Here is a 22,756-nt window from a genome sequence, read left to right as displayed (position 1 = left end):
GATATAGACAAAGCCGTCGAGATCGCGTCATAGATAAAGTCTGACACCCACAATTCCATTCTATTGGGTGGTCAGGAAGTGACGATATCGATCATAATGGGCGATGACATCGGCGATCACTTGTTCGCTGTCATAGCCGTAAATATCATACCCTCGACCGCCGCCTTCCAAATAGACCTCGGCGCGATAGTAGCGACGTCGGCGGTCATCCCGCTTGCGAGCGGAATCGACGAGCGCAAACGCCGGCAGCGGATGAGGGACGGCGCGCACCGCATAAACGAAGTCGCCTTCCGCGCCATGCTCGGCGCGCAGCATGATCCCGTCGGCCTCCTCGGCTACTGTCGCGCTGATCGCCCGCCGGCGCAATTCTTCTGCCACTGCATCCAGCGCCTTGTGGATAGTCGAAGCGAGGAAAGAGCGGACCTGTTGCTCGGTCGGATGGCTGACGATTGCGCCCAGGCGTCGCCGCCATTCATATTGCCCCTTTGTTCCTACCAATGGCGCCGCAGGCATGTTTTCGGCCCAGGCGATCGCCGTCTCGCGCCGGAGCGAAATCCATATGCCGTAGCACATGGCGAGCATGATGATCGCGAGAGGGAAAGCGGCGATGACCGCCGCCATCTGTACAGCGGCGAGACCACCCGCAAGCAGCAGCACGGCAGCGACGCCACCACAGGTCAGCGCCCAGAAGACGCGCAGCCAGAGCGCCGGCTCTTCAACCTCGTTCGTATCGCGCGCGGTAATCATTGCGATCACCAGCGCTCCGGCATCGGAAGCCGTGACGAAATAGATTGCTACCAACAGCCCGGTCATCCAGGCGAGAACCGTCGACAAGGGCAGATATTCGAACAGCGAGAACAGCGCGATCGGCATGTTCTCGGCGACGGTTCGTGAAATCGCGCCATGTGCGACATTGGTGTCGAGCCAGATCGCAGCGTCGCCGAAGATGGTAAACCACACGAAGCTGAATCCGGCCGGCGCGAGCAGGACGCCCAGCAGGAACTCGCGGATCGTCCGCCCCCCCGAAATGCGGGCGATGAACAGCCCGACGAACGGCGCCCAGGAAATCCACCAACCCCAATAGAAGAGCGTCCAGTTGCCAATCCAGTCGGTCGGCTGATAGGCATAGATGTGGAAAGTGCGAGCGACGAAGCCGTTGAGGTAGAGCCCGATATTCTCGACGAAAGCCTGCAGCAGGAACTGTGTCGGGCCAAGCGCCAGGATCAGCAGCATCAGGATACCCGAGATGACGATGATCGCCTCGCTCATCCACCTGATGCCGTTGTCCAGGCCGGTCGCAACCGTGATCGTCGCCAACACGGTGACGATAGCGATCAGCCACATCTGCATGTCCAGCGTCTGGGCAATGCCCATCAGATAGGTGAAAGATGCATTGAGTTGCGACACGCCCAGGCCGAGTGATGTGGCTAGCCCGGCGAGCGTGCCCACCACCGCGAAAATGTCGATGAAATCGCCCAGCGGCCCACGAACGCGCTCACCAAAAAGGGGAGAAAGGCCGAACGGATGGAGAGCGGCTCGCCCCGCCGATACCCGAAATAGGCCAGCGCCAGTCCCATGACCGCGTAAATCGCCCATGCATGGATGCCCCAATGGAAGAACGTGACTTCCATCGCGTCGCGCGCGGCCTGCGCTGTTCCCGGTCCAGCGTCGGGCGGATGGGAGAAGTGCGTGATGGGTTCGGCGACGCCATAAAAAACGATGCCGATGCCCATGCCGCCGCTGAACAGCATCGCGACCCATGTGCTGAATTTATAGTCAGGAACGGAATCATCTGGCCCCAGTCGCACGCGTCCCAGTGGGCTGGCGGCGAGGAGGAAGAGGAAAACGACGAAGATGCCCACGCACAGCAGATAGAACCAGCCGACATCCTGGATGATCCACGCATTACTGCTCTGGAACAGAGTGGCGGCCTTCTCGGGAAAAATGCTGGCAAATATGATGAGTCCGACAGCGACAATGGCCGAGCCGAAGAATGTGACCGGGGATATGTCTCGCATCGAGGGTAGCCAGGATGGCTTGTCAGCGGAGAATATGGGCTCGGTCAATGAAGGCTTTCCATCTTTAATTTCAGCAAATGCACCTTAGGATATCGCGCGTGGGCTTTTCAATGTCGGCAGGCAGCCCCGATGCGTGGCCTCGTTGCGCCTTGGCCGGTGCCCGGAATAAACGATCCTCTGCCAAGCCCCTGCGTTCGTCAGTGTGCTCGAACTTCCATCATAGTGCGCGATGTACGGCACACGGCTTGCCTACATTGGATGACGCGGAGATTCTGCCCACAGTCGAGCGAGATGCCAATCTATCATGACCTGATGGCGTGTTGGTGTACTCAGCTTGGAAGCTGCGCGTAAGGAGCGCCAGCGATGGTGGCAACCCGCAGGTCTTCCGCCATCTCGTCGTAACCGTCATCGAACAGTTCCCCTTATGGTCCCCCGTCAGCTCATGCCTGCGCTTGTCGGCGATCGTCAACCTACAGGGAAATGGCCATCATTGCCGAACCGCACCTCTGGCTAGCTCCGTTCTGCTTTTTGCGACCTCCGATTGATACAGCCAATAATGATAGACGTCGGGCACCATCTGTTTCTGAAAACTTGCGAATAAACGTTGAGTTTCGTAGAGTACAGCTTCGGAGGTTTGGGAAGATGATGGACTGGAATACGTATTTCACGACCCAAAACACGACCGGGGGACCCGTCATTAGGCAGGTCCCTCCCGAAGCCTACGATTATGGGGATGATGTGGTCGAACTTTCAACAGGAGCGTTGATTGGGCGAGCGATTGGCTTGGTTCTGGTCATCGGGGTGCTGCTTTATTTCTATCTCGCTGGATAAGTCACTCATCCGGCGGAAGAGATTGAAAGAACTTCCGTCCCGTCTCGCGGTTCACATTGTTCTGTAATTCTGCCCCTGCCTCTGCGTGACCAACTCTCACTGCGGCTGCCGCGGACTTGTCCGTCGCAAAGGCCGTCTTTCCCTGCTCGATGAATGCTGAGGCAGTGTCGGGATTGCCGACGTCCGGTCCATTTGGAAGATCTGACACACCTTGCGGATGATAGGCTTTCCTGACGTCAGCTGCATCACCGATGTCGCGGTGGGGCACATCGACAAGGGCAGGTTCGCGCAAGCTGTCCTGCACGCTCGCGCGGATCGCATCTTGCTTCTCACCCATCCAGCGGCTGATCATGCTATCTCGCGCCATGCGCTGATGATCGGTCAGATCCGTCGCCCATAGTTCGGGAGCATCAAGGCCTGGGTTATTCATCTGCTGCCTGCGATACCACTGGGCAAGATCCTGGCTCAAATTCTCGCTCAACTGCATGCCGTGGGTTTCCGCATAGCTCGCATCGCGAGAAAGCTGCTGCGACAGCTCTTCCAGCTTTTCCGCCGATTCCTGATAGGAACGGGCACGGGAGAGCGCGTCTTCCCGCCCCTGGAACGAAGACGAAGCGACTGAAGCGCGGCTGAACACTCCATCCTTTTCATAAGTGCCATCGGACATCGAAATATTGTTACCGGTTGAATGCTCGTCCCGAACGCCGCTGTAGGAGCTGCTGGTTTCATCATGGGACCGCGATTCTCTGGAACCCTGACTCAACTGATCATTCTGATTGGCCGTGAACCCTGCATTTCCGTTCATACCGGCCCCTAAGCCCGCCCGGCCGCCCTTCCCGGCGAAACCAAGCTGACCGCTTAGAGCCCCGCTAACCTGTTCATTCCAGTTGGAGGTCCAATCCCGCCCACGGCTTTCAGATTGTCCAAAGCCCGTCGAGCTTCTCTGGTCGATACCCGATGAGCTGCTTCCTGATTGCCGGTCGAATTCCTCCATTGAGCTGTTCGCACTCCGGCCAGAGCTGCTGTCCCATCCCGAGCTACGCTCGGACGACATGCCGGATGAACTACGATCCGTATGCGTGCTGGTGAGAATATCATTGGCCGCCGCACGATAGACCTGGGCCTGGCGATGGGCTTCATGGGCCTGCTCCCGCATCTCGGACACGAACCCGGTGCTCGCCGTCGGCACGAAGCCAAGGCGGGAAATCGCATGGGAGGTGTCGATCACCTCCTGCCCGTTGCCAAAGCTCGATACAATTGTGCCATTGGCCTGGCGAACGCTGAACGCCGAGCTTCCCGTCTGGTAGGCGGGCGCCGTGTTCCACTGATCGCTTTGACGCATGTTCGACGTCTGGTTTGCCCAACTGACATTGCCATAGGCGTAGTTGCCAGTCGTCTCTTCCAGTGCGGCAGCCTCTGCCGCATTTTGCGCTGGCGCCAGCATGGACATGGACTGGCCCGCGATGGACATCGCGCCGCGCGCCAGGCCTGCGGCAAGGAAGGGCACACTCATCAGCATGAAGCCGGCGATGGTCGCCGTCTCTGCGTTCACCGCATCGATGCCGGCATAGGTCCCCAATGTGACGCCGCCCTTGGCCACCCCTGCCGCGGCGGCCTCGGCGCGCGTCATGCAGATCATGTGCAAAATGACATAGAGCGGTCCCCAGGCTGCAAGATAGAAGAATCCCGTCGCATAACCCTTGAGCGCGGAGACACCCGTCTGGGGCATCAGGAAAAGCGGAAAGATGACCGGAAACATGGCGAAGAAAACAACCGTCAGTACGATGTTCAGGATCGGCACCCATGTCATCGCCTGTTGCGCGATACTGTTATAGGTGTTGCGGGCCTGTATGTCCGCGCGGGTTTGTGCGAACGCATCAATGGTGCTGCCGCTCATATTGTTGCGAGCCCGCATGAATGCATGAATGGCGGTGTTCTGCCGCATCGTCTCGGCAAAACCGTCCGTCGATTGCGTGAAGGCCTGGTTCGCGATCGGCACGTCGTTGCGAAGCTTGGCCTGGGCGATCGATTCACTGAGCTTGGGATAGACTTCCAGACCCCATAGCTTCGAATTTGCATCGATCATAGAAGCCCATTGTGCATCAAGCATCGCATAGGCATCCCGGCACGTCACGATATAGGCCGCGACCGTCCCGCCGCTGCGTTCGAGCCATTCCTGCGACCGCGATTCAGCGGTCGAGCCAATGGCCGCCCAAAGATTTGTCGCCTTCGCAAGATCGGTCAGGGACTTTTGATAGAGCATGATATCGCCGAAGACGCATTGCTTCATATAGTGATCAAGATTGGCAGAAAATTCGGCGTCCTGGATATTGAAATGGCGTGCCGCATCGAACAGGCGCGCGCCATATACCAGGCCGTTCCGGCTGTAGTTGAGCTCGGCCGGCATCACAAAGACCGTCTCGGCCGTTCGCGTCAGATAATCCCCGATCTGAGTCGTAAAGCTGGCAAGAACCCCAAGCCCGAGCGGGACGTTGGCGACCGTCGCCGGCGCGAGTCCCGGATTGATCCGGTCCGTCACCTTGACGTCCACTGTCGGGACCATCAGGCACATGTAGATGCCGGTGGCCTGGATGAACCAGTTGAGCCACGCCTTGTAGTTGAGCGTGAAAGCCACCACGAACAGCGAATAGATAAGGCCCATCACCATGATCACGCGGATCATGGAGCGATAGCCGCCGCCCCCGGTCCAGGCAGCCACGGCGTTGAACATGTTGACGAGATATTCGCCCCCGCCAACCGTGAAGACCTCCAGCACCGCCCGAACGCCTACTGGAGTCCCTGGGCGCTGAGGCCGCGTGAAAAATTGAGCGCAGCGGACATGCCCGGCGACATGCTGTTCTGCAATGTCGATTCAAGGAATATGCTTCGGTTGATAACCTGATAGGTCAATTGCAGCTTGTTGCTGAGCTTGACTTCCCGGGCGCCGAACTTTTGCCGGGTGGCCGCAATCTGTGCCTTCCATTGCTCTGCGGTTGCCTGGTCCGCGGTCTGATAGTGAACCCTGGCCTGCTCGACACGATCGAGCATATTGTCCAGCATCGCGTTCAACATGTCCACAGCCACAATCTCGGACAAGGCCTCTATCTCGCCATCGGTCAGCGCGTTGTGAGCGAAAGCCTGCACCGTGACGATCTTGTAGAGCGGGATAGTCGCCATATTGAGCAGTTGCTTCTCCGCCGATGTCAGGCTCCCGTTTGTGCGAGCCTTGATGCTCATGTCCCTGATCATTTGCCTGATCCGGGGACGGAGAGCCGCGGAAGAAGGGATGGCGAGCGTGGTCTCGCCCACATCGTAGCAATTTGGATCATTGCATTTGAGCACCTTGATGGCGGGCCCATTTTCGGTGCCGTCGAGGAGCGCGGTGACAACCGCCTCCTCGGCTGGCCCATACATGATCACATTCCCGCCTATGCTGGCATCGGCGGATGGCCGGGTGATGATAGTCCCCACCAACGTCATGATATATTCGGAAAATTCCTGGTCGAAGGCGCCGAACTTGGCTGATTTCTTCAATGCTTCCCAGGTGTAGTTGTGATTCTCGCCTACGAGCTGATCCGTCATCGCAGCGTCAGCATTGCCGGCGATCGTGCTGTCGCGGCTTCCACCATTATTGCAACCCTGGCGGGATGCAGCCCAGTCGGAAAATACGCCCTGGGAATTGCCAACCGCCTCGCAGATCGTGGCGCGGGTCGTGTCCATGGTTGGCCAAAGGCCGCCAACAAGAGCCTGGGCCGTCTCGCAGCTCGAGATATTCATCTGGTTGAGGAGCTGCGCCTTCTGGCTGAACTCGTCCATGACCTTGCCAATCTCCGGGGAAACGGAATCGATCGCCAGCTTGAAGGCGAAACCGAGCGCGTTGTTGGCCGTAGCCTTGAGCATCGCCACGATCTCGGAAGCATTGATGAAGGAGAAGCTCCCACTGAACAGGTCTATGCCGCCGCAGCCGGCTCGCGCGCCGGGAAGCTGAAGATTGAAGGGAGCAACGCTCTTTTGAGGGAAGCGTGTCCAGACATTCCCGAGCGAATAATAGCCAGCTGACTGACCCTGGAACGACGAAGGCCCCGTCACATTGGCCGCGCCGCCCGCCTCGCTGAAGAAATTGTTCATTTCTGAAGCAACATTTGCATCTGCCACGCCAACGAGCGCCAGGTGAACGGCGACAACCATGGTTATGGCGGAGCCTGCACGTTTGAGCATGCGGCGAGACCAACCGGTTTCATGTCCTTCCGGCATTAGAAGTCGCTCCCTACCTTCGTGTTGGTCAACATGAAGATCCGATCCATTATCTCCTCAGCGGAGAGGAGACCGAAACCTACAGGGATGGTGCGCCTGGTGGCGGTGTCGAACAGCACCAGCGCGGGCGTCTGGTTGCCGGCAACACCCATGCGGGCGCGCTGCCCTGAATCCACCACATAATTGGGAAAGTCCCGGTTCGGGCCACCATCCATGGAAACGGCCATCACGGTCATCCCATGACTATCGGCAACCGAACGGAGTATGGGCCCGAAAATCTCGCAGGCCCCGCAGCTTTGCGCATAAAAATAGAATAGACCGTAGCGCTGCCCGAGATTGGTCAGAACAGTATCCCGATCGGCTTTGCGATTATCGAGCCACGCCCGCTTGCCCACGGTATTCACAGGGCGCTGAAGCGTGTAGTCGAGATCCGGATTCTGCCACAGCGCCCGTTGCCATGTATCGGAGAATGTCGACGCTCGGTCGAGTTGTTCGCGCTGGAAACGCACATAGGCGATGACATTCTCTTGCGTCGGTTCCAGTATCGCCCTGGCCTTCAGTTCATCGAGCTCCCGGCTGATGGCCGCCATTCGTTCCGCGGCGCTGGCCTGCGGAACCAAAGAAGGGCGCTCGGGATCCTTGGGCCTGGTGCAATAGAACCACTGTCCCAGTCGCCGCTCGCGACAGTAAAAGCCGTCTTCGTGATCCTCAGCCTGCATGGCTTCGGAAGACGTAAGCTGTGCCATGGCCACCCCTGGCGAGACTATTGCAGCGAGTAGCAAGGTCGCGATTTGCGTGATCGTCTTCGTCATCGCCATGGTTCCTTGTCACCCATCATCTTCAACAGGATTGGCCAACTGGTCATGCGTCAGCCGAAGGATCGACATCATCAGCGCTACATCGAGGAGCCGGGTCCCCTGATCCAGCATCCGGATGATGCCGTTCACGAGAGGACGAGCTATGATCCGGCCCCTGTTGCTGGCCCGAAGCCGGTCTCCCGATTGCAACAGCCATCGTCGCCCCAGCATATATTCAATACAGCCTTTCAGGTCCTCGGAACCGATCACCCGCTCAAACCAGAGACTGACTTCCCGACGGACCTCATCAAGCAAAAGAGGGGTTGGACTTCGGTAGATGCAAATGAAAACGGCCAGCTCAAAGGCCGTCATCTCCCAATCAAATGGCTGATGCCGCGAAGGCGCGTCACTGGCTGTGAAGTTCATAATAGTCCTGTATCTTTTGCTGGATATCGGTCATCGTCTGAACTTCGTCGGGCATCCGAACCGCATCCATGAAGTCTGCATAGACTTCCGTGAAATCCATTACCGAGAGATCGAGGCGCGAAAATTCATCGACCGTGAAGCCTTCGCACTGCTCGTTTCTGGGCTTTGCGAAAGGCTTGTTGATCTGAGGACGCCCCTGTTCCTGCAGAATGCGCGACAGCTTGCTTTCAAAACAGCAATAGGTCTTCCGCTTGGTGGTGCAGACACCCAGGATGCTGGAAGAGCAATAGCTTCCAACGAAGGTGCAGAAGCCCATACGATCCTTCACATCGAGCATTTTCTCCTCGGTAGAACACATGAAGGTGGTAAGAAATTGCGTCGCGACTCCCGCCAGTGCGGCGACATTGCCACTGATAGCGCCTGCGAGCGCGGCGCCGCCGACGCCCAGCGGCACCAATCCGGAGACCTTGCCCGCGCAGCAGTTCACGGCACCGAAGATCTTCTTGCTGCATGTGTCGCGCTCGCCGGGGAAAACATGCATGTCGTCCGGATCGAAATCCTTCCCGGCGGTGTCGACCGCATGGAGAGCCGTCAGCGCATCCTTGAACTCGGTGGAAGCTTCGCGCTCGATCGCCTCGCAATCACCGTTGATGCAGTAGACATCGTCGCCGCACACATATTCGGCCGGCTGTTCGATCTTTCCACCTGGTACCGGACATCGGAAGACGCGCTCGGTCATCTTGCAGGCGTCGCCGGACGGAGTCTCGTCCAGACAATTATCGTATTTCCAGCTGCATTGCGGATTTGCCTGGAGATCGCCGCAGTCCGTTTGCGGGTCTTCAGTATAGCACGTCCCGTCGGGGTTACTGTTCGATCCTGCCGGACATTGCTGATGAGAGGAGGCTGCCTGGCTGTGGACCTTGGAGCATTGCTGGCCCGATAACGTATAATCCACCGGGCAATAATGATTGGGCTGCGCCGCCACGGTCGCGGTGCATTGCGAGCCCGAGAGCACATAGCCTGCGGGGCAGGCGTAGATCGGTGTCGCCCCCTGATCTTCCAGCCTGCTGCATGTGGCACCGCTCAGCGCATAGCCTGTGGGACAGGCATAAATCGGCGTACCAGCCAGTGCTTCGGTGCGCGAACAGCTTGTACCGTTGAGGCTGTATCCCGAAGGGCAGGAATAGGTCACCGAGGCGGCGATCTGCTCGCTTGCCGAGCAGGTTGCGCCAGACAGAGCGCCCCCGCCAGGGCAACCATATTGGACGTTGGCGGACTTATATTCCGATTTCACACATGTTTGTCCAGATAACGTATATTCTGCAGGGCAGACATGTGTGACGGTGGCGCCTGTTACATTGGTGCGATAGCAGCTTGTCCCCTGCAAATTGCCACCTTGCGGGCATGTATAGGTGACCGTGCCATCCTGCACGATGTTTGACACGCACTGGCTATAGGCAGGATCGAAATTCCAGAATGCGCTGGGACAGGTATAGGTCGTCAGGGGCTTGTACAGGCACCATTTATCGCCATATTTCTTCTCTTCCCGAACGAACTCGATACTGCCGGGCCTGTCGACCGTGGGAGCGCATTTCCGGCTTGCGAATTCCGCCTTGCGCATCACGCAATGAGGTCCACCCGAAAAGCCGGTGGGATTATAATAATAATAGGGACAGGCATAAGCCGGGGTGGCCGATGTCGTGCTGGTGGTAACGCATTTATCGCCCTGCACCGTCCCGCCGCTGGGACAGCTATAGGTTGCCGTTGCCTGATAGTTGGCGCTCTGCGTACAGGTTCCATTGTCCAGGCTATATCCAGGTGGACAGGAATAGCTTTGCGTGGCCGGCTGTGTGACCTGCCGCGTGCAGGTCGATCCATTGAGCGTCCAGCCTGCTTCGCATGAATAGGTTACCGTGGCCTGATAATTGAAATTGCGCACGCACATCGTTCCCGCGAGCGAATAGCCGCTCGGGCAGGAATAGTTAGGGCTCGCCGCGCTCGTTATTGTCGTCTGGCAAGTCGATCCGGCGAGGCTGTATCCATCGGGGCACGCATAGCCCGTCACAGAGGCCTCCTGCGACAAGGTGCGGCTGCATCGGCTACCACTGAGGCTCCAGCCCGGCGGGCAGCTATAGGCACTCACATTGGCGGGCTGTGATTGCGCACATTGTGAACCGTCCAACGTCCAATCTGCATCGCAGCTATAGCTGATATTGGCTGGGACCACTTCCGTCATCAAGCATGTCGTGCCATCGAGCGTCCATCCGGGAGGGCAGCTATAGATCGTCTCAGCCGGCACGGAATTGACGACGACGCCGGTGTCGCAGGTGGCATCATAATAGATCTGGCTTTCTTGCGCCGGCAGAGGTTTGCACTCGCCGCTGGCGCCGCTGATGGTCTCACCGCCCAGCTGCGTGGAGGGATCCTTCTCGATTGCGGAAGCATTGGCCGTCACCGCCTTGATCTCATCGAGAGAGAAGGTGGGCCGGCTTTTTGCGGCGTCGGTCGAGATCTGATAAGCTTGGCTTGTCCCTTTAAGCGCATTGGCGTCGCTGGCCAGCTTGTCAGGATTGCTGAAATAGTCCGCCTCGGGGAGTTCCACACCCTGGTAGCCAGGTACGACCGCCTGGGACTCGCGCGTCGGAACCCAGTTTTCATCACTGCGCATCGCCGCGCCGAGAGCTTTACCTTCCTCGCGGGCCTGCTGGCTCGTCATTTGCGCCGACGTCGGCATGGCAAGCCCAAGGAAGGCCAGCAACAGAAGGGAGGTGAACCGCTTCATCGACGGTTTCGCTCAAGGTTGGCAAGAGCAATGGCCGCGATTTGCGCTCCTGGACCATTTCCATCGACGAAGCTGTCCAGCGCATATTGCACCGTCACATTGCCGGTCATGCGATCATAGGGAGGGACGCTGGTCCGGCAGTTGAAACCTGAGCATGGGTCGAAATCCGACGACACCGCGACATAAGTGGGGACTGCCTTGACATCGAAGGCGCGAAAAAGCCGCGGATCAATCCCGATGGCCGGGAAATCCTTTTCATCGACCACCCTGGCAAGCGCGGCCGAAAAAACCTTCATGCTGTTGCGAGGAAATCCGCGAAATACGACGATGCCTCGGGCCTTCGCGGTATCTCGAACCATCTGCCGAAGAGAAGCGGGTGGCATGGACAGGCTGGCGAAGGCGATGAATTGCGAGGCCTCGCCACGACCGCCTTCCAGATTGGCGGCGGCGCCCGAGACGATCTCATCGAAATCTATCGAACCGTCCGGACCGTCGGGCAGGCTCGCCGTCGCGACCTTGCGCATATTGGCGGTGCCACCGGCCTGCACGGCAAGGGCGTCTTCGCGGAAAGCCTCACCCCGATCCTTCACATGGCTGGCAAACGCTTCGGCGTCGCTCTGGATGCTCGCGGCCCGGCGTTTGACGGCCTGGATGTCCAAGCCATCGGCCTTCTGCGCCACAAGCGCCGAAACCCCGACAACGCCAGGCAGAATAGCGACAGCGACATATGTCCAGGCATGCTTCATCGTCCAGGCTCCTCCATTGCCGTCGAGAGCTGCATGTGGGGGGCGTGCAATTCGCCTTTGTCCGCTTCTCCGTTCCTGGCGCCGAGCGTCAAAACGACGGCAAGAACCATCGCGAAGAGGAGGCTGCCGCCAAGGAGGGCGGACCTGACGCCCTTACCCCGGATGCGCGGAGCGCCGATATCGCCCCTGCAGCCAGCTACCAATTGCCTTTCAAGAAGATCACGCAAGTGCCTCGCTGCCCAGCTACCGCTGCGTCCCTCCTCGATTTCGTCAAGAAGGGTCAATGAAGCCCGCGCGACATCGAGAATATCCTGCTCATGCCGATCAATTCTCCCGGAAAGTTCGCGGCCCTCGAGCACGTGACGGATCCGGCGGAATGCCGTGCCCAGCGCCGACGCAGCGCCTCCCTCTGCGGTCAAAGCGTCCATCACGAGGCTTTGGGCTGCCTTCGGCTCGCTCATAGCACGCAGCAATTCCTCTTCCTCCAGACAAGGTAGCCCATGTCCTCGCCGCCGGCGGGGTAGGAGCGTCCAGTTCCTGGAGGCATGGTGGATGCGCCGATCGGCGAGCAGGCATAGCGACCCGACACCGTCGGGATCGGGTTCACCATCTGGAACCGATATTGCTGTTTTCGCATGATCGGCATGACATATTTTTCACACAGCCCCTTCGACCCCATCGTTCCCCAGGCAAGCCCTTGGCGATGCATTTTGTACGCGAACCGCGAGAGCGCTAGGCGGGAAGACTGAACATGTCCGATCGAGGAGGGAATGTTCCCGTTCATGGGATACATGGAGCCCTGACAGCCCGCGCACCAGAACAGCGTGTCGATCGGCATGGAAGCTGTCGCCGTTACGCAGTCGGCGGCGCAGGCGGCCTGCGCGACGGGATTGGCGAACACGATCGCCTCCGGATTGATGAGGCCCGACAAGGCATCGTCCTGCCAGAGCGGGTCAACCTCGGTCATATAGGCTATATCGAAGCTCGCCTGCTCGAAGCAGAGAAAGTCCGTGAGCAGCTCCATCCAGTAAAGAAGCGGATAGACATACCAGTGAACGTGCCATTTGGCGGTGCTTTGCGACCGGCCACCGACCATCGATGGGCCTGCCATATAGCCCTGGCCGATATCGAAGCCCGGCGCGATCCGCACCCCGCCAAGATTAGGGAAACACCAGGGCTTCATCGTGACATCGGCGAGCCTTGCCGGCTCCCAGAAGCCGATCGAAATGCCGATGCGCGGAATGGGGTCGGCGCAGGCGCAGACAGGCGAGGACGGATTACTGGCATCGGGCCGATTGCCAGGCCAGATCTTGAGCCCGCCGACCGACAGGGGGAAGAGGCAGGACCAGCAGACATCGGTGATGGGATTGACGAACTTGCCATTGCAGCTCGGCGCGGCAATGGCCGCAGGCGCCATCGCAACAATGGACAGCAGGGCCGTCAGAGCAAGGACCGAGTGCCGCAGGAGACGGTTCATTCCCCTTCTTCCCCGCTATCGAACAGGCGATTGTCGGCGCGCTGCTTGGCATTCCAGTAGAGGAGGCTCTGCAAAAGGGTGAGCGCAAGGATGATCGCGACAAGATAGAGGGCGGCCCTTCCCATCAGCGCGCGCATCGTTGAGAAGAAGGCGACGCAAAGGGCCGTCAAAACACACAAAAGCTGCCAGGCCATGCGCAGCCGGCGGAGACGCGCGGTCTCCGGGGCCGCCATCGGCGTGCGCAGCAGTTCCAGCCAGAGAGGCATCAGCTCGCCCTCCCCTTCACCAGCAGGATCTCGCGCACGCGCATGACCTTGCCCGCCTGCTTCACCACGGCCGGTGTGTGCCGAATGCCGAACTTGGCGGTAAGGCGGCCCTGCTGGTCGAAATAGAAACGCCGCTGGCGGCGGGTCATTTCCTCGATCGGTGAGCCCGCCACGAGGATGATCTTGGCCTGGCTTTCATCGTAACGCGAGGTCGCCCATTGCATCTGGGCAGGATTTTCGCCGTCTATGAAGACAAGGTCCTGAGCGATCTTGAGGAAATCGAGCGGATTGATCTTCTGTCCGGCCGCCGCGATCAGTCGCCCCTTCTGGTCCCGAATGTCCCGCTCCAAAATGACCGACGGATCGAAATCCCATTCCTTCGGCCGATTGGCTGGAGATAGCCCGCTCACCGGATCGGGTCTGCGCACCTTTGCTTCGACCCGCCGGGCAAACTGCTCGTTCATCCGTGCGATCTCACCGCTGGCTTCGGCTCGCTTCAGCCGGCTCTCGATCGTTGCAAGAAGGTCCGGCTCAACGACGGGGAATGTCTGTCCGGCCTGCCCATAATCCTTCGCGTCTGCGCCCATCGAACCGATGGCGAACGCAGCCCCCGCCAGGGACCCCACAATGCCGGCGCCGGACAAGAGCCGCCTCACAGGATCGGAACCCCTGTGCCAATAATCTGGCGACTGCAGACAAAGCCGATTTCGGCATAACGGCTGTCGAACCCATCCTTATGCGCGGACCCCGCAAAATAGCAGCCGCGCGGCACGGGGCCAGTGTGTCCCGGGGTCAGAGGTTCGCCAAGGCGCGTACGGGGCTTCATCGTCACCACCGGACGCCCGTTAATGGTCACGAGGGCGCCTTGATGCGCTACGACATCGCCCGGCATGCCCAGAACCAGCTTGCCGAAGGGCTGGCGCCTTTCGCCAAAATGGCGGCGGAGCAGCGCTCCGGGCGGCGGCTGGAAGAAAATATAGTCACCCCTCGCCGGCAATCGGTCCCGCTCGACCAGGAAGGCCCAATTCGGCAGCGATTGGGTCAGGTTGATCAACAGGAGGTGAGAGCTGCGCCAATGCTGGAGCGCGCTCAGGGCGAGGCACAACAGGACTGCGCCTGTGAGCAGCAACCATCGACGTCTCGCCGCCCGCCACGGCCGGGGCGCGCTATCACCGTGCGGTCGCGCCATCGGTTCCTCCAAAGGTCGCGACCGAGGCGCCTGCGGCAAAGCCCGGCGCGGCGGTCGCATCGCTTACGCCCTGTGCGCCCGGAGTTGTCCGTTGCGCCGGGGGTGCAGCGGCGGCAAAAGGGTCTGGCAGGTCCGGTCCTTCGCCAGCGGCAGCCGCGGCCGGCACGGCCCCTTGCACAGGCGGTTCCTTTTCCCGCACACGCGCTTGCCTCGGCAGGGAAATGCCCGAAGCATAGACCGCTTTTTTGACACTCTCGGTGATATCCGGCACGTTCCTGCTCAGCACCGCTTCTCCTGCCATCACCACCTGCCCGTCATGGGAGCGGCGCTGCAATTCTCCTTCCAGCCTCGCCATGAAACGGCGCGTCTCCGCCGCAATCTGTTCGGGCGGCGAGGCTGATCGCGCCTGCGCTTGCACATATTCACCGACAATGGCCGACAGCCGGGCGGAAACGATCTGGTCGCGGCGCGGCGCAAGAAGCGTCCTTGTCACCCACATTGCCCAGATGAGCCCCAGGAGGATCACAGCCCCAACCAGGATCTGACCGCGGCTGTATCCGGCGAAAACCGGCCTGCGCCGCTGCGCAGCGGCGGAAGGCGCGGGAGGAGGCGGAAGGGTGAGGTCGAGTTGTGTGGGCTTAGACATGGGGAATGCGATGCCTTCGCAGGAAGAGGAGAATGAGCGAGAGCAGAAGGTGGGAAACCAGCAGCAGCATCTGGAAAGACAGGGCGCGCTCCGGGCTGGCCGCGATGTAGCGCGAGGAAAGATTGGTCAGCTGATGCATCATGCCGTCGAGCGAAAATCCTCCCAGGCACAGGAAGGCAAAGACGAACAGGCCCCAGGTCATGAGCACTATGCCGGCAAGGAAGGCGGCCATGTCGAGGATCAACCATGCAAGGCCCGCCCAACCGATCACCCGCTCAGCGCTCCGTACAATCGGGACATACCGCGCTTTTCTCTCATCCTTGCCGCCGGTCATCGCCCTACTCCGCAGCACGGGCGGCGCCGGGCGCCGCTCCCGACCATTTTTCAGGATCGTCAGGAAAGGCGACGCGCTCGATCGCCTGTTCCATGCTCATGCCTTGCCCGACCATCTGCTCGATCGCGGCAAATGTATCGGGACTGGACGAGAACAGGGCGGCCGAATAAGGATCAAGAACCAGGCGTCCGAGGGCCAATGTCTCGGGGCCCTTGATCAAAATATCGGAATATTCAAAACCGTTGCGCTTAAGCGACCTCAGCAGGGCATCTGTGTAATCGTCCATCTCGAAGCGATCATGCTTCTTGAAATCGGCGATGGTCTCCGGCTTCTGCTGCAGAATGAAGAACCAGTCGCTATTCTCGAGCGCAGCAATCGAGCCCGCCGATTTGTAATAATCGTTGAGTGACTGCGTCGCTGTCACCAGAGATGCGCCATATTTGCGGCATGTGCGCGCATAGGTTTCGATGAAATCGGCCATCGCTCCGCCACGCAGCATCTGCCAGGCTTCATCGAGCAGCAGTGCCTTGGGAATAGCGCGATCCACCTTGCGCATCATCTGCTGTGAAAGAAACATGATCGCGGTCAGCACAACACTGCGCAGTTCCTCGCGCGAGGAAAGATCGGACAGTTCGAACACCGTCAACGACGCTGACAGTTCGAACGAGACCTCTCCCTCGAAGAATTTGCCATATGTTCCCCGCGAGGAGAACGGCCCCATCGCAATGCCAAGATCGCGCGCCATCTGATTATCGGTCGCGTCGAGGGCGGCGATGACGTCATCGATGGACCCGGCTCGCCCCTTCTCTTCCCACACGCGGTTGACTGCTCCATCGATCAGCCCGCGCTCGGTATCGTTCAGCTTGTCGATGTGACGCGCCATCTGGTTGACGATGGCCTTGAGCATCGCCATGCAATCGAGCAGATAATCCTCGTCCTGCGCCGCCTGGGCTCCATCGATCATGCTGAAGGGGTTGAGACAAAAGCCGGCGGACATCGTGAATTCGACGAAGGCGCCGCCCTGGAGCTTGGCCGAATGCTCAAAGGAGCGGCCATCGTCGATCACCACCACCCGCGCGCCCGCGCCGCACAGCGAGGCACACAGTTCCTGCAAGGCCACCGACTTGCCGGAGCCCGATTTGCCGAACACCGCGACATTGTGATTGCCCGCCCTGTTTTCGAACGGACTCCAGAAGAAGGGCTGGCCCCGCCGGCCGATCAGCAGCATGTGGGGGATCGCTCCGCCGAGATATTCTCCCTGCAGGGGAGCAAGGTGGGCGGCCGTGGTCGTCAGCATGGTGCGCATGCGCTTCATGCGTTCCAGATCCTTCGACAGTCCATTGGCCATGGTCATGGGCATGGCGCAAAGGAGGCCCATCACCTGGAGATAGCGGTCATCGAGCAGATCCCAGCCGGCGGCGCGATAAACGGATTTGAGGATCCGTTCATGGGCATCGCCCTTCCCGTGGGGCGAGAAGGATGTCACCGAGTAGAAGAGACGCACCAGCTTGCGTCCCTGCTTCATCTCATCATTCACATGCGCCCATTCGCGGCTCTGTTCCTTAAGCTGTGGCAGGAACCGCGCCGATCTGCTGTCCGCCAGGCTCGTCGTACGCATATATTTGAAGCCCGCCCTGCTCGCAGCAGCCTCTACGTCGGGAAAGTCGATGCAGAGATTGGTCGAGACAGGGCAAGGCATACGCAGCTTGTCGGTGAACATGTCTCCGATCAGCCGGGCAACATCCCAGGGCGCCCAATGCTGGGGCAGATTGCGCACGGAAAATGCGCGCACGTCGAAGCAATCGGGATAGATTTCACCGATTTCGGGCGTGCCGTCGAGTTCCCGGCCCGTTGGGCGAAAGCGTTCGGTGCGCAGCAATATCCGGTCTGCCTCCACCCGCATCTCGATGTCGCGGCGGATCGCCTGATCGGCGATACTGTCGAAGGGATTGTAGCTGACGGCATCTTCTCCCGGTGCCGTCGTGGGAGAGGTGATGTCGTCGATCCAGGCTATGAGGGCCGCAGGATCCATCTTGCGGGCGCTCACATTGATGGAGGCGAGCGCGGACACCAGGCCGTCCATGACACCGACAATGTCCTCATTGGATACTTTTGAATTTTCCGGCGTCGAATAGGAGACGGCAACGCGGTGATTGCGCAGGAAGAAAGGTGCGTCGGCCGAGAGCGAAGACCAGACACCCTGCGTCATCAGCGCGATGCGATGCCTGGCCATCTGCTCATAGAGCCCGCGCGCCCTGTATCGCGGGACATACCATGTCGAAAGCAGCTCGCTGACGCGCGGGCTCATCCATTGATGGAACTGAAGGCAGCCAGGAGTGGGGATCGCCTCGGAGAGAAATTGCGTCAAAATCTCGCCGCTGCGCTCGTCAGCCCCGACCATGGGCGCCATTTCGAGCACGAAGCCGCGTGAGGCGCTGTTGTAGAATATGCCGCTTTTCGCGTCGTAGCTGCGATAGGGAAGCCAATGGGCCAGCATCGGGACGCCAATCGCCGGTCGCTCAGCGTCCGGACGGCCCATCCAGCCCAACAGACCGGCCATCGCCCTTTCCACAAGACCTTTCTGCGCCATGTCACTGATCTTCCGGAACGGAGGCTGGAAAGCTTCCCGCCCGCACCGTGTGGATTGAAGACGAAACCGGCGGCGCATCCGCGCTGCGAGAGGTCGGCAGGGACTCCGGGACCAGTTCCTCTCGCACGATGGGAACGACCGCGCCCTGTACGAGCCCAGTCCCCTGTTTCCCGCCGGACGACGTCAGGGCGGTCGTGCGCGCGTCCACAGCCCAGGGCGCTTGCCCCTCGCCCCGCCGCGGCGCAGGCCGAAGGCGCCGCTGCACATCGGCCTTGATCTGCGCGATGGGATCGGTTCCGCGCCTGCGGGCGGCCGCGACCGCATCGGGGTCGGGAAGGTGAGGATCGACCTCAAGCTCCGAAGGATCGCGGGTGCCGGCGGCGCTGGCACGCTCCTGCATCTGCGGCGCGGCGGCAAGCGCATTGCGCGCAGGCGAGGCTTCGGCAGCGACCGCCTGCCATTCGCCAGGCGCCACCACGGCATGGATCGCGCTCGCTTCATGCAGCCGCCCCTGTTCATCGATATAGGCGGGAAACACAATTCGCATCACGCGATCTCCCGTTCTCCCGGCGTCTGCGGCAACCGGCCCGCGTACCGCCTGCCTCGAGGCGGATTTGGCGACTGTGAGCGCAGACGCGGCGGGCAAGGCGCCAAACGATGGGTCCCCGCTCATCATGGCAAGCGCCCGGTCGTCGATGACGGCACTGGGCGCGCAGATGCCGTCGGGCGCCCTGCAGGCAAAGCTGCTCTTCACTTTGCCCCCCAGCCCGACGCAGCCAGGCAGCGCGGCAAGGACGATGCACCCCGCCACCGCCGCCGCCCGTCCGGCCGGTGCGGGAATCGCGCCTCGGCTCACGACCGAACCTCCTTCAACCATTTTTCGAGGAACGCTCTGGGGCGATAGCCCTCCAGCACCGCGCCATCGCTGCGCACGATGACTGGCGTGCCATTCAGCCCATTCCGCGCCGCGAAGGCTTCGTTGGCGTCAAGACCGCTGGTATCGCAGGCCGGTCCTGGCTTGATCGGCTCTCCGGCATAGGCCGCGTGCAGGGCCTCCTCCCGATTCCTGGCGCAATAGACCCGCTCCGACAGGTCGCGGCTCCCGAGCGAGGAAATGGGCCGCTCGACCACCCTGACGTTCATCGAACGCAATTCGTTCGAAAGCGCACGGCAATAGCTGCACCGGAAATCGGAGAAGACCGTCACGGAAGGCGCCGCAGCCTTGCCCCAGATAATCGCGCCATCCCCGGGCAATCCGGCGAGCGACAGGATATGCGGGGAATCCGGCACGACATGGGAAGCCATGGCGTGCGTGGCGGCTGCCTTTCGCACTTCCCCGCTTGTAGCAGCCGCATTGGCCGAAGCCGCCGCGCCTACCAGCATGTCGGGGTTCATCTCCAGCAGCCGGGCTGCCGTGACGTCCTGGCGCGTCTGCATGTCGTAGATGCGGCCGATAATGAGATAACGCGCCGAGCCGTCGACATAGAAGAGGTTCGATCCCGCCGTGACCTCGCAAAGTCCCCTGACCTTCGCGCAGTTCACCTCGCTCACCTGTGTTTTGGGAAGGCGCGCCTTGAGCAGGTCGCGCACGGCGCTGTCCTCTTGGTTTACGTCAGCCGCAAGGGCGAGGCTACCCAGCCCCGCGCAGGCCGTCGCGGACAGCAAGACGCGCGAGGGCCGGAAGGCACAGGCAAGACGGCGAATGATCTCAATTGCGGACATAGACACCTTCCAGGAAGACGATTTCCACATCGATGCCGGTCGGCATCTCGATGACCGGCTGATATTGCTCGGCACGCTCGATCAGATATCTGGACACCATGTCCCCGGTCTGGGCGACGCCTTCGCCGAGACCGCCTTCCAGGATCTCCGAGGTGGAAAGCTTGTCCCGCTTGCCGCCGGTGCTGATATTGGTGCCCTGAAACACGCTATTGGCATTGGCCGAAAAGCCTCGGCCAAAACCGCCGACCAAACCGGCCATGAAGGCTTGCGTGACGAGAGAACCCTCGCGCGATACCACTCTTCCCCTGACACCTGTCTTGCCGCCAAAGGCGATGAACCCCTTCACCTGGGAGACGGCGTAACGTCCGCCCGGTTGGGGACAGGTCATTTTCTGGAGTTTGACATAGACCTTCTCGCTCGAAAGATCCCCGCGCGCCGCACCGTTGACCAGACATCCCTCGATCCGGGTTGTAAGGAGCTTGCCATCGGCGAAGACCGAACGGGCCGGCCCGGTGACGCGCAGGACAACAGGCAGCGGATCGGTCTGACTGTTGACGCCGGCGCTGGCGTCCACCCCGACAATGACGCGCGCACGGGCAAAGCTGTTGGGAGGCAGATAGTTTGGGCTGTCGGTATAGACAGTGTTACCCTTCTCAACCTTCGAAGCGGTCCCCTGCTCGACCCCTGCGAAACTCACCATTTTCACTTCAGGCCCAGGCGCAGCAGCCATGGGCGGCGCCCTGCCATCGGATGCGTCGGGCCGTTGATAGGCCTGCGTCCCGCCCGGGCCATAAAGCGCTGCAGGACCCGGCGCAGGGGGGCTGGCTGAGCGTTCTTGGGCGATCTGGCGCTTGAGTTGGTCGTTTTCGGCCTGATAGGCGGTCAGCACCCTCTGACCGTCGGCCTGCATCGCCTGGTTCTGCCCTTTCAGCGCCTCGACCTGCGCGGCCAGCGCGTCGATACGCTGCTGCTGACCGCCAACGGCCTTGAGTTGATTTTCCTGGGCCTCGAACTGATTTTCCGAAAGCGCCATCCACTCCTGCTGGGAGAGATTGCGATTCACAAGGTCCCTGGTGGATACGGTGACGTCACTCACCCCGTCATCGCCTGGATCGACTTTCTTCTCGCCCCCGCCGAAAACCCAGAAGGACGATGCGAGCAGTCCAGCAAGAGAGGCGCCGGCAAGCAGGAGGCGCTGCCGTCTGCGGACCGCCTCGTTGCCGCCAGGATCGGAGGACACAGGCGAGATGTCGTCGCCATTGCCGGCGCCACTGTCCCCGGGCTTGCGGGCGAAAAGATCGGACAAGCCCATCATGGCCTCCCATTGCGCGAAACGAGATAGGCGGTCGTCGCCTGACCCGGCTCAAGTCGCGGCCGGGCGATCGAAATCGCGAGCGCGTTGGACGGCGCGATCGTCTTGTCGTCGAGCGCGACCGCCGTCCTGCCCAGATTTTCGATCCGCAAGCTTTGACCACTCAGATCCTCGCCGCGATATTCCGCGATCATCTGGACCTGGAGCTCGCCGACCGTCACTGGCTTCAAGGAGCGCTGCCGCCGCTCGTAACCTTCCGCCTCGTTGTTCTGGGCCATGGCCTGGATCAGCATGATCGCCGCATCTTGTGGTCCGGCCTTGTCGGTCAGGTCGCCCGGCGTCTTTCGCTCCTTGCCGATCGCCGGGTTGGAGACAAAGACCTGCACGGCCTGGTCGCCCTGGATGCGGCATACGAACTTGTAGACATAACCGCGCTTGCTGGTGCCGAAGAAGGACAAGGCGGGCTTTGCAAAGCCGTCGGGCACCGACAGGTAGATGTCACCGCGCACGGGCTCGTTCACGACCGAAAAATCCGCGGCCGGATTGCCGGTGGAAATCTTCGAGACACTCGCGAACTGATCATCGACAAGGCTGATGCGGGTCAGATCCCGCGCCGAGGCGTGGCAGTCCACTTGCGCGCTGTCCGCTGCCATGACCGTTTGATCGGCGAAGGCGGGCTTGCCTGCGGACAGGAACGCCAGAATGAGAAAGCACAGACCCGTCAACCTGCTGGCAAGGCATTCGACCCGCGAGAAGAGGACGAGGCCCACCGCGATGCTGCCCATGAGGTAGATCGACATCATTGATCCTTCCCCTCAGGCTTTTCGACCATGCCAAAGCCAATGAGCTTGAGGCTCAGCCCCGCATATTCCCAGTCATAGCGAAAGGTGCGATGCTGTTTGGACACGACCTTGCTGCCGACGATCGTGCTCAGGTCCCCGGTCACTTCCGAGCGCAGATTGCGGGTATCGATCTTCATCGACTGGATCGTGAAAAACTGCGCGATGGACGATCCGCGCTGTTCATCGACGATCTTGAGAAGGTCGGCCTTGATCTTTCCCTGGACGCGTGGCGCGGTGATCGCCAGAACCGCATCCAGCCAGTAATCGAGGTTCTGCGGACTGCGATCGAGGGTCAGCAGCGCGGCGTCGCGCGTCACCATTTCAAGATAGTCATGCGAAACGCCTGAAGAGCTGATCGTCAGCGGGGTGCGCAGAACCGGTTGAAGGATTATTTCGCGGTCCCGGGTGCCAAGGATGAGCAGCAGGACCAGCGTCAGGCAGGCCAGCGCCGCTACGCTCAATGCCAGCAGATTGCGCTGCTTGAGGATCTGCTGATTGCGCGAATGCTGGTACGAAATGTCCAT

19 protein-coding genes and 2 pseudogenes are annotated in these 22,756 nt (G+C 60.6%); 1 reads left to right on the top strand and 20 read right to left on the bottom strand.

The features are described 5' to 3' along the window. Positions 1-60: 60 nt before the first annotated feature. Positions 61-2,018 (bottom strand): annotated as a pseudogene (locus IZV00_RS20055) (BCCT family transporter). A 642-nt stretch (positions 2,019-2,660) separates the two neighbouring features. On the opposite strand from IZV00_RS20055, the gene IZV00_RS20050 reads away from it, so the two are divergent. Then, positions 2,661-2,849 (top strand): hypothetical protein, encoded by a 189-nt coding sequence (locus tag IZV00_RS20050; protein ID WP_196227593.1) that lies wholly within the window; start codon positions 2,661-2,663, stop codon positions 2,847-2,849. 1 nt (position 2,850) lies between these two features. Here IZV00_RS20050 and IZV00_RS20045 read toward each other — a convergent pair whose 3' ends face one another. The 19 genes and pseudogenes from IZV00_RS20045 to IZV00_RS19955 form a co-directional block, all read right to left on the bottom strand. Continuing rightward, entirely contained in the window at positions 2,851-5,625 is a 2,775-nt protein-coding gene (locus IZV00_RS20045; RefSeq protein WP_044663434.1) for a conjugal transfer protein TraG N-terminal domain-containing protein, read from the bottom strand. A gap of 11 nt (positions 5,626-5,636) precedes the next feature. Beyond that, positions 5,637-7,037, bottom strand: coding sequence for a conjugal transfer protein TraH (locus tag IZV00_RS20040; RefSeq protein ID WP_044663586.1), 1,401 nt, complete (start codon positions 7,035-7,037; stop codon positions 5,637-5,639). Between the two features lie 65 nt (positions 7,038-7,102). After that, a complete protein-coding gene (locus IZV00_RS20035) occupies positions 7,103-7,921 on the bottom strand; it encodes a conjugal transfer protein TraF (RefSeq protein ID WP_443020089.1) in 819 nt (272 codons plus the stop codon). A gap of 9 nt (positions 7,922-7,930) precedes the next feature. Continuing rightward, positions 7,931-8,272, bottom strand: coding sequence for a hypothetical protein (locus IZV00_RS20030; RefSeq protein ID WP_044663588.1), 342 nt, complete (start codon positions 8,270-8,272; stop codon positions 7,931-7,933). A gap of 34 nt (positions 8,273-8,306) precedes the next feature. After that, positions 8,307-9,176, bottom strand: a pseudogene (locus IZV00_RS21575) (conjugal transfer protein TraN); the annotation flags it as partial. Between the two features lie 1,928 nt (positions 9,177-11,104). Next, positions 11,105-11,854 (bottom strand): type-F conjugative transfer system pilin assembly protein TrbC, encoded by a 750-nt coding sequence (trbC, locus tag IZV00_RS20020; RefSeq protein ID WP_044663435.1) that lies wholly within the window; start codon positions 11,852-11,854, stop codon positions 11,105-11,107. Next, on the bottom strand, positions 11,851-12,315 hold the full coding sequence (locus tag IZV00_RS20015) for a hypothetical protein (RefSeq protein ID WP_044663436.1): 465 nt from the start codon (positions 12,313-12,315) through the stop codon (positions 11,851-11,853). The genes trbC and IZV00_RS20015 overlap by 4 nt, the downstream gene beginning before the upstream one ends. Then, the gene (gene traU, locus IZV00_RS20010; RefSeq protein ID WP_044663437.1) at positions 12,312-13,331 is read right to left on the bottom strand and encodes a conjugal transfer pilus assembly protein TraU; all 1,020 of its coding nucleotides are present in this window, start codon (positions 13,329-13,331) and stop codon (positions 12,312-12,314) included. The genes IZV00_RS20015 and traU overlap by 4 nt, the downstream gene beginning before the upstream one ends. Then, complete coding sequence (locus tag IZV00_RS20005) at positions 13,328-13,597, bottom strand: hypothetical protein (RefSeq protein WP_044663438.1); 270 nt, start codon at positions 13,595-13,597, stop codon at positions 13,328-13,330. Before IZV00_RS20005 ends, traU begins: the two co-directional genes overlap by 4 nt. Next, the gene (traW, locus tag IZV00_RS20000) at positions 13,597-14,253 is read right to left on the bottom strand and encodes a type-F conjugative transfer system protein TraW (RefSeq protein ID WP_044663439.1); all 657 of its coding nucleotides are present in this window, start codon (positions 14,251-14,253) and stop codon (positions 13,597-13,599) included. The genes IZV00_RS20005 and traW overlap by 1 nt, the downstream gene beginning before the upstream one ends. Beyond that, positions 14,250-14,786 carry a S26 family signal peptidase gene (locus IZV00_RS19995; RefSeq protein WP_196227592.1) on the bottom strand — a complete coding sequence of 179 codons (537 nt, stop codon included), beginning with the start codon at positions 14,784-14,786 and terminating at the stop codon, positions 14,250-14,252. The genes traW and IZV00_RS19995 overlap by 4 nt, the downstream gene beginning before the upstream one ends. Next, positions 14,767-15,432 carry a TrbI F-type domain-containing protein gene (locus tag IZV00_RS19990; protein WP_044663441.1) on the bottom strand — a complete coding sequence of 222 codons (666 nt, stop codon included), beginning with the start codon at positions 15,430-15,432 and terminating at the stop codon, positions 14,767-14,769. The genes IZV00_RS19995 and IZV00_RS19990 overlap by 20 nt, the downstream gene beginning before the upstream one ends. Next, positions 15,425-15,766, bottom strand: coding sequence for a hypothetical protein (locus IZV00_RS19985; protein WP_052628291.1), 342 nt, complete (start codon positions 15,764-15,766; stop codon positions 15,425-15,427). Before IZV00_RS19985 ends, IZV00_RS19990 begins: the two co-directional genes overlap by 8 nt. A gap of 4 nt (positions 15,767-15,770) precedes the next feature. Continuing rightward, entirely contained in the window at positions 15,771-18,356 is a 2,586-nt protein-coding gene (gene traC / locus IZV00_RS19980; protein ID WP_044663443.1) for a type IV secretion system protein TraC, read from the bottom strand. 1 nt (position 18,357) lies between these two features. Then, on the bottom strand, positions 18,358-19,212 hold the full coding sequence (locus tag IZV00_RS19975; RefSeq protein WP_052628292.1) for a TraV family lipoprotein: 855 nt from the start codon (positions 19,210-19,212) through the stop codon (positions 18,358-18,360). Next, the gene (locus IZV00_RS19970; RefSeq protein WP_044663445.1) at positions 19,209-20,078 is read right to left on the bottom strand and encodes a DsbC family protein; all 870 of its coding nucleotides are present in this window, start codon (positions 20,076-20,078) and stop codon (positions 19,209-19,211) included. Before IZV00_RS19970 ends, IZV00_RS19975 begins: the two co-directional genes overlap by 4 nt. Then, positions 20,065-21,390 (bottom strand): TraB/VirB10 family protein, encoded by a 1,326-nt coding sequence (locus IZV00_RS19965; protein ID WP_044663590.1) that lies wholly within the window; start codon positions 21,388-21,390, stop codon positions 20,065-20,067. The genes IZV00_RS19970 and IZV00_RS19965 overlap by 14 nt, the downstream gene beginning before the upstream one ends. Further along, the gene (locus tag IZV00_RS19960) at positions 21,390-22,193 is read right to left on the bottom strand and encodes a type-F conjugative transfer system secretin TraK (protein WP_044663446.1); all 804 of its coding nucleotides are present in this window, start codon (positions 22,191-22,193) and stop codon (positions 21,390-21,392) included. Before IZV00_RS19960 ends, IZV00_RS19965 begins: the two co-directional genes overlap by 1 nt. Then, positions 22,190-22,756: a type IV conjugative transfer system protein TraE gene (locus tag IZV00_RS19955; protein WP_044663447.1), complete on the bottom strand. Its 567-nt coding sequence runs from the start codon at positions 22,754-22,756 to the stop codon at positions 22,190-22,192. The genes IZV00_RS19960 and IZV00_RS19955 overlap by 4 nt, the downstream gene beginning before the upstream one ends.

It is taken from the genome of Sphingobium sp. Cam5-1 (assembly GCF_015693305.1).
Lineage (GTDB): Bacteria > Pseudomonadota > Alphaproteobacteria > Sphingomonadales > Sphingomonadaceae > Sphingobium.
This window is presented reverse-complemented; position numbering and strand designations above follow the sequence as displayed.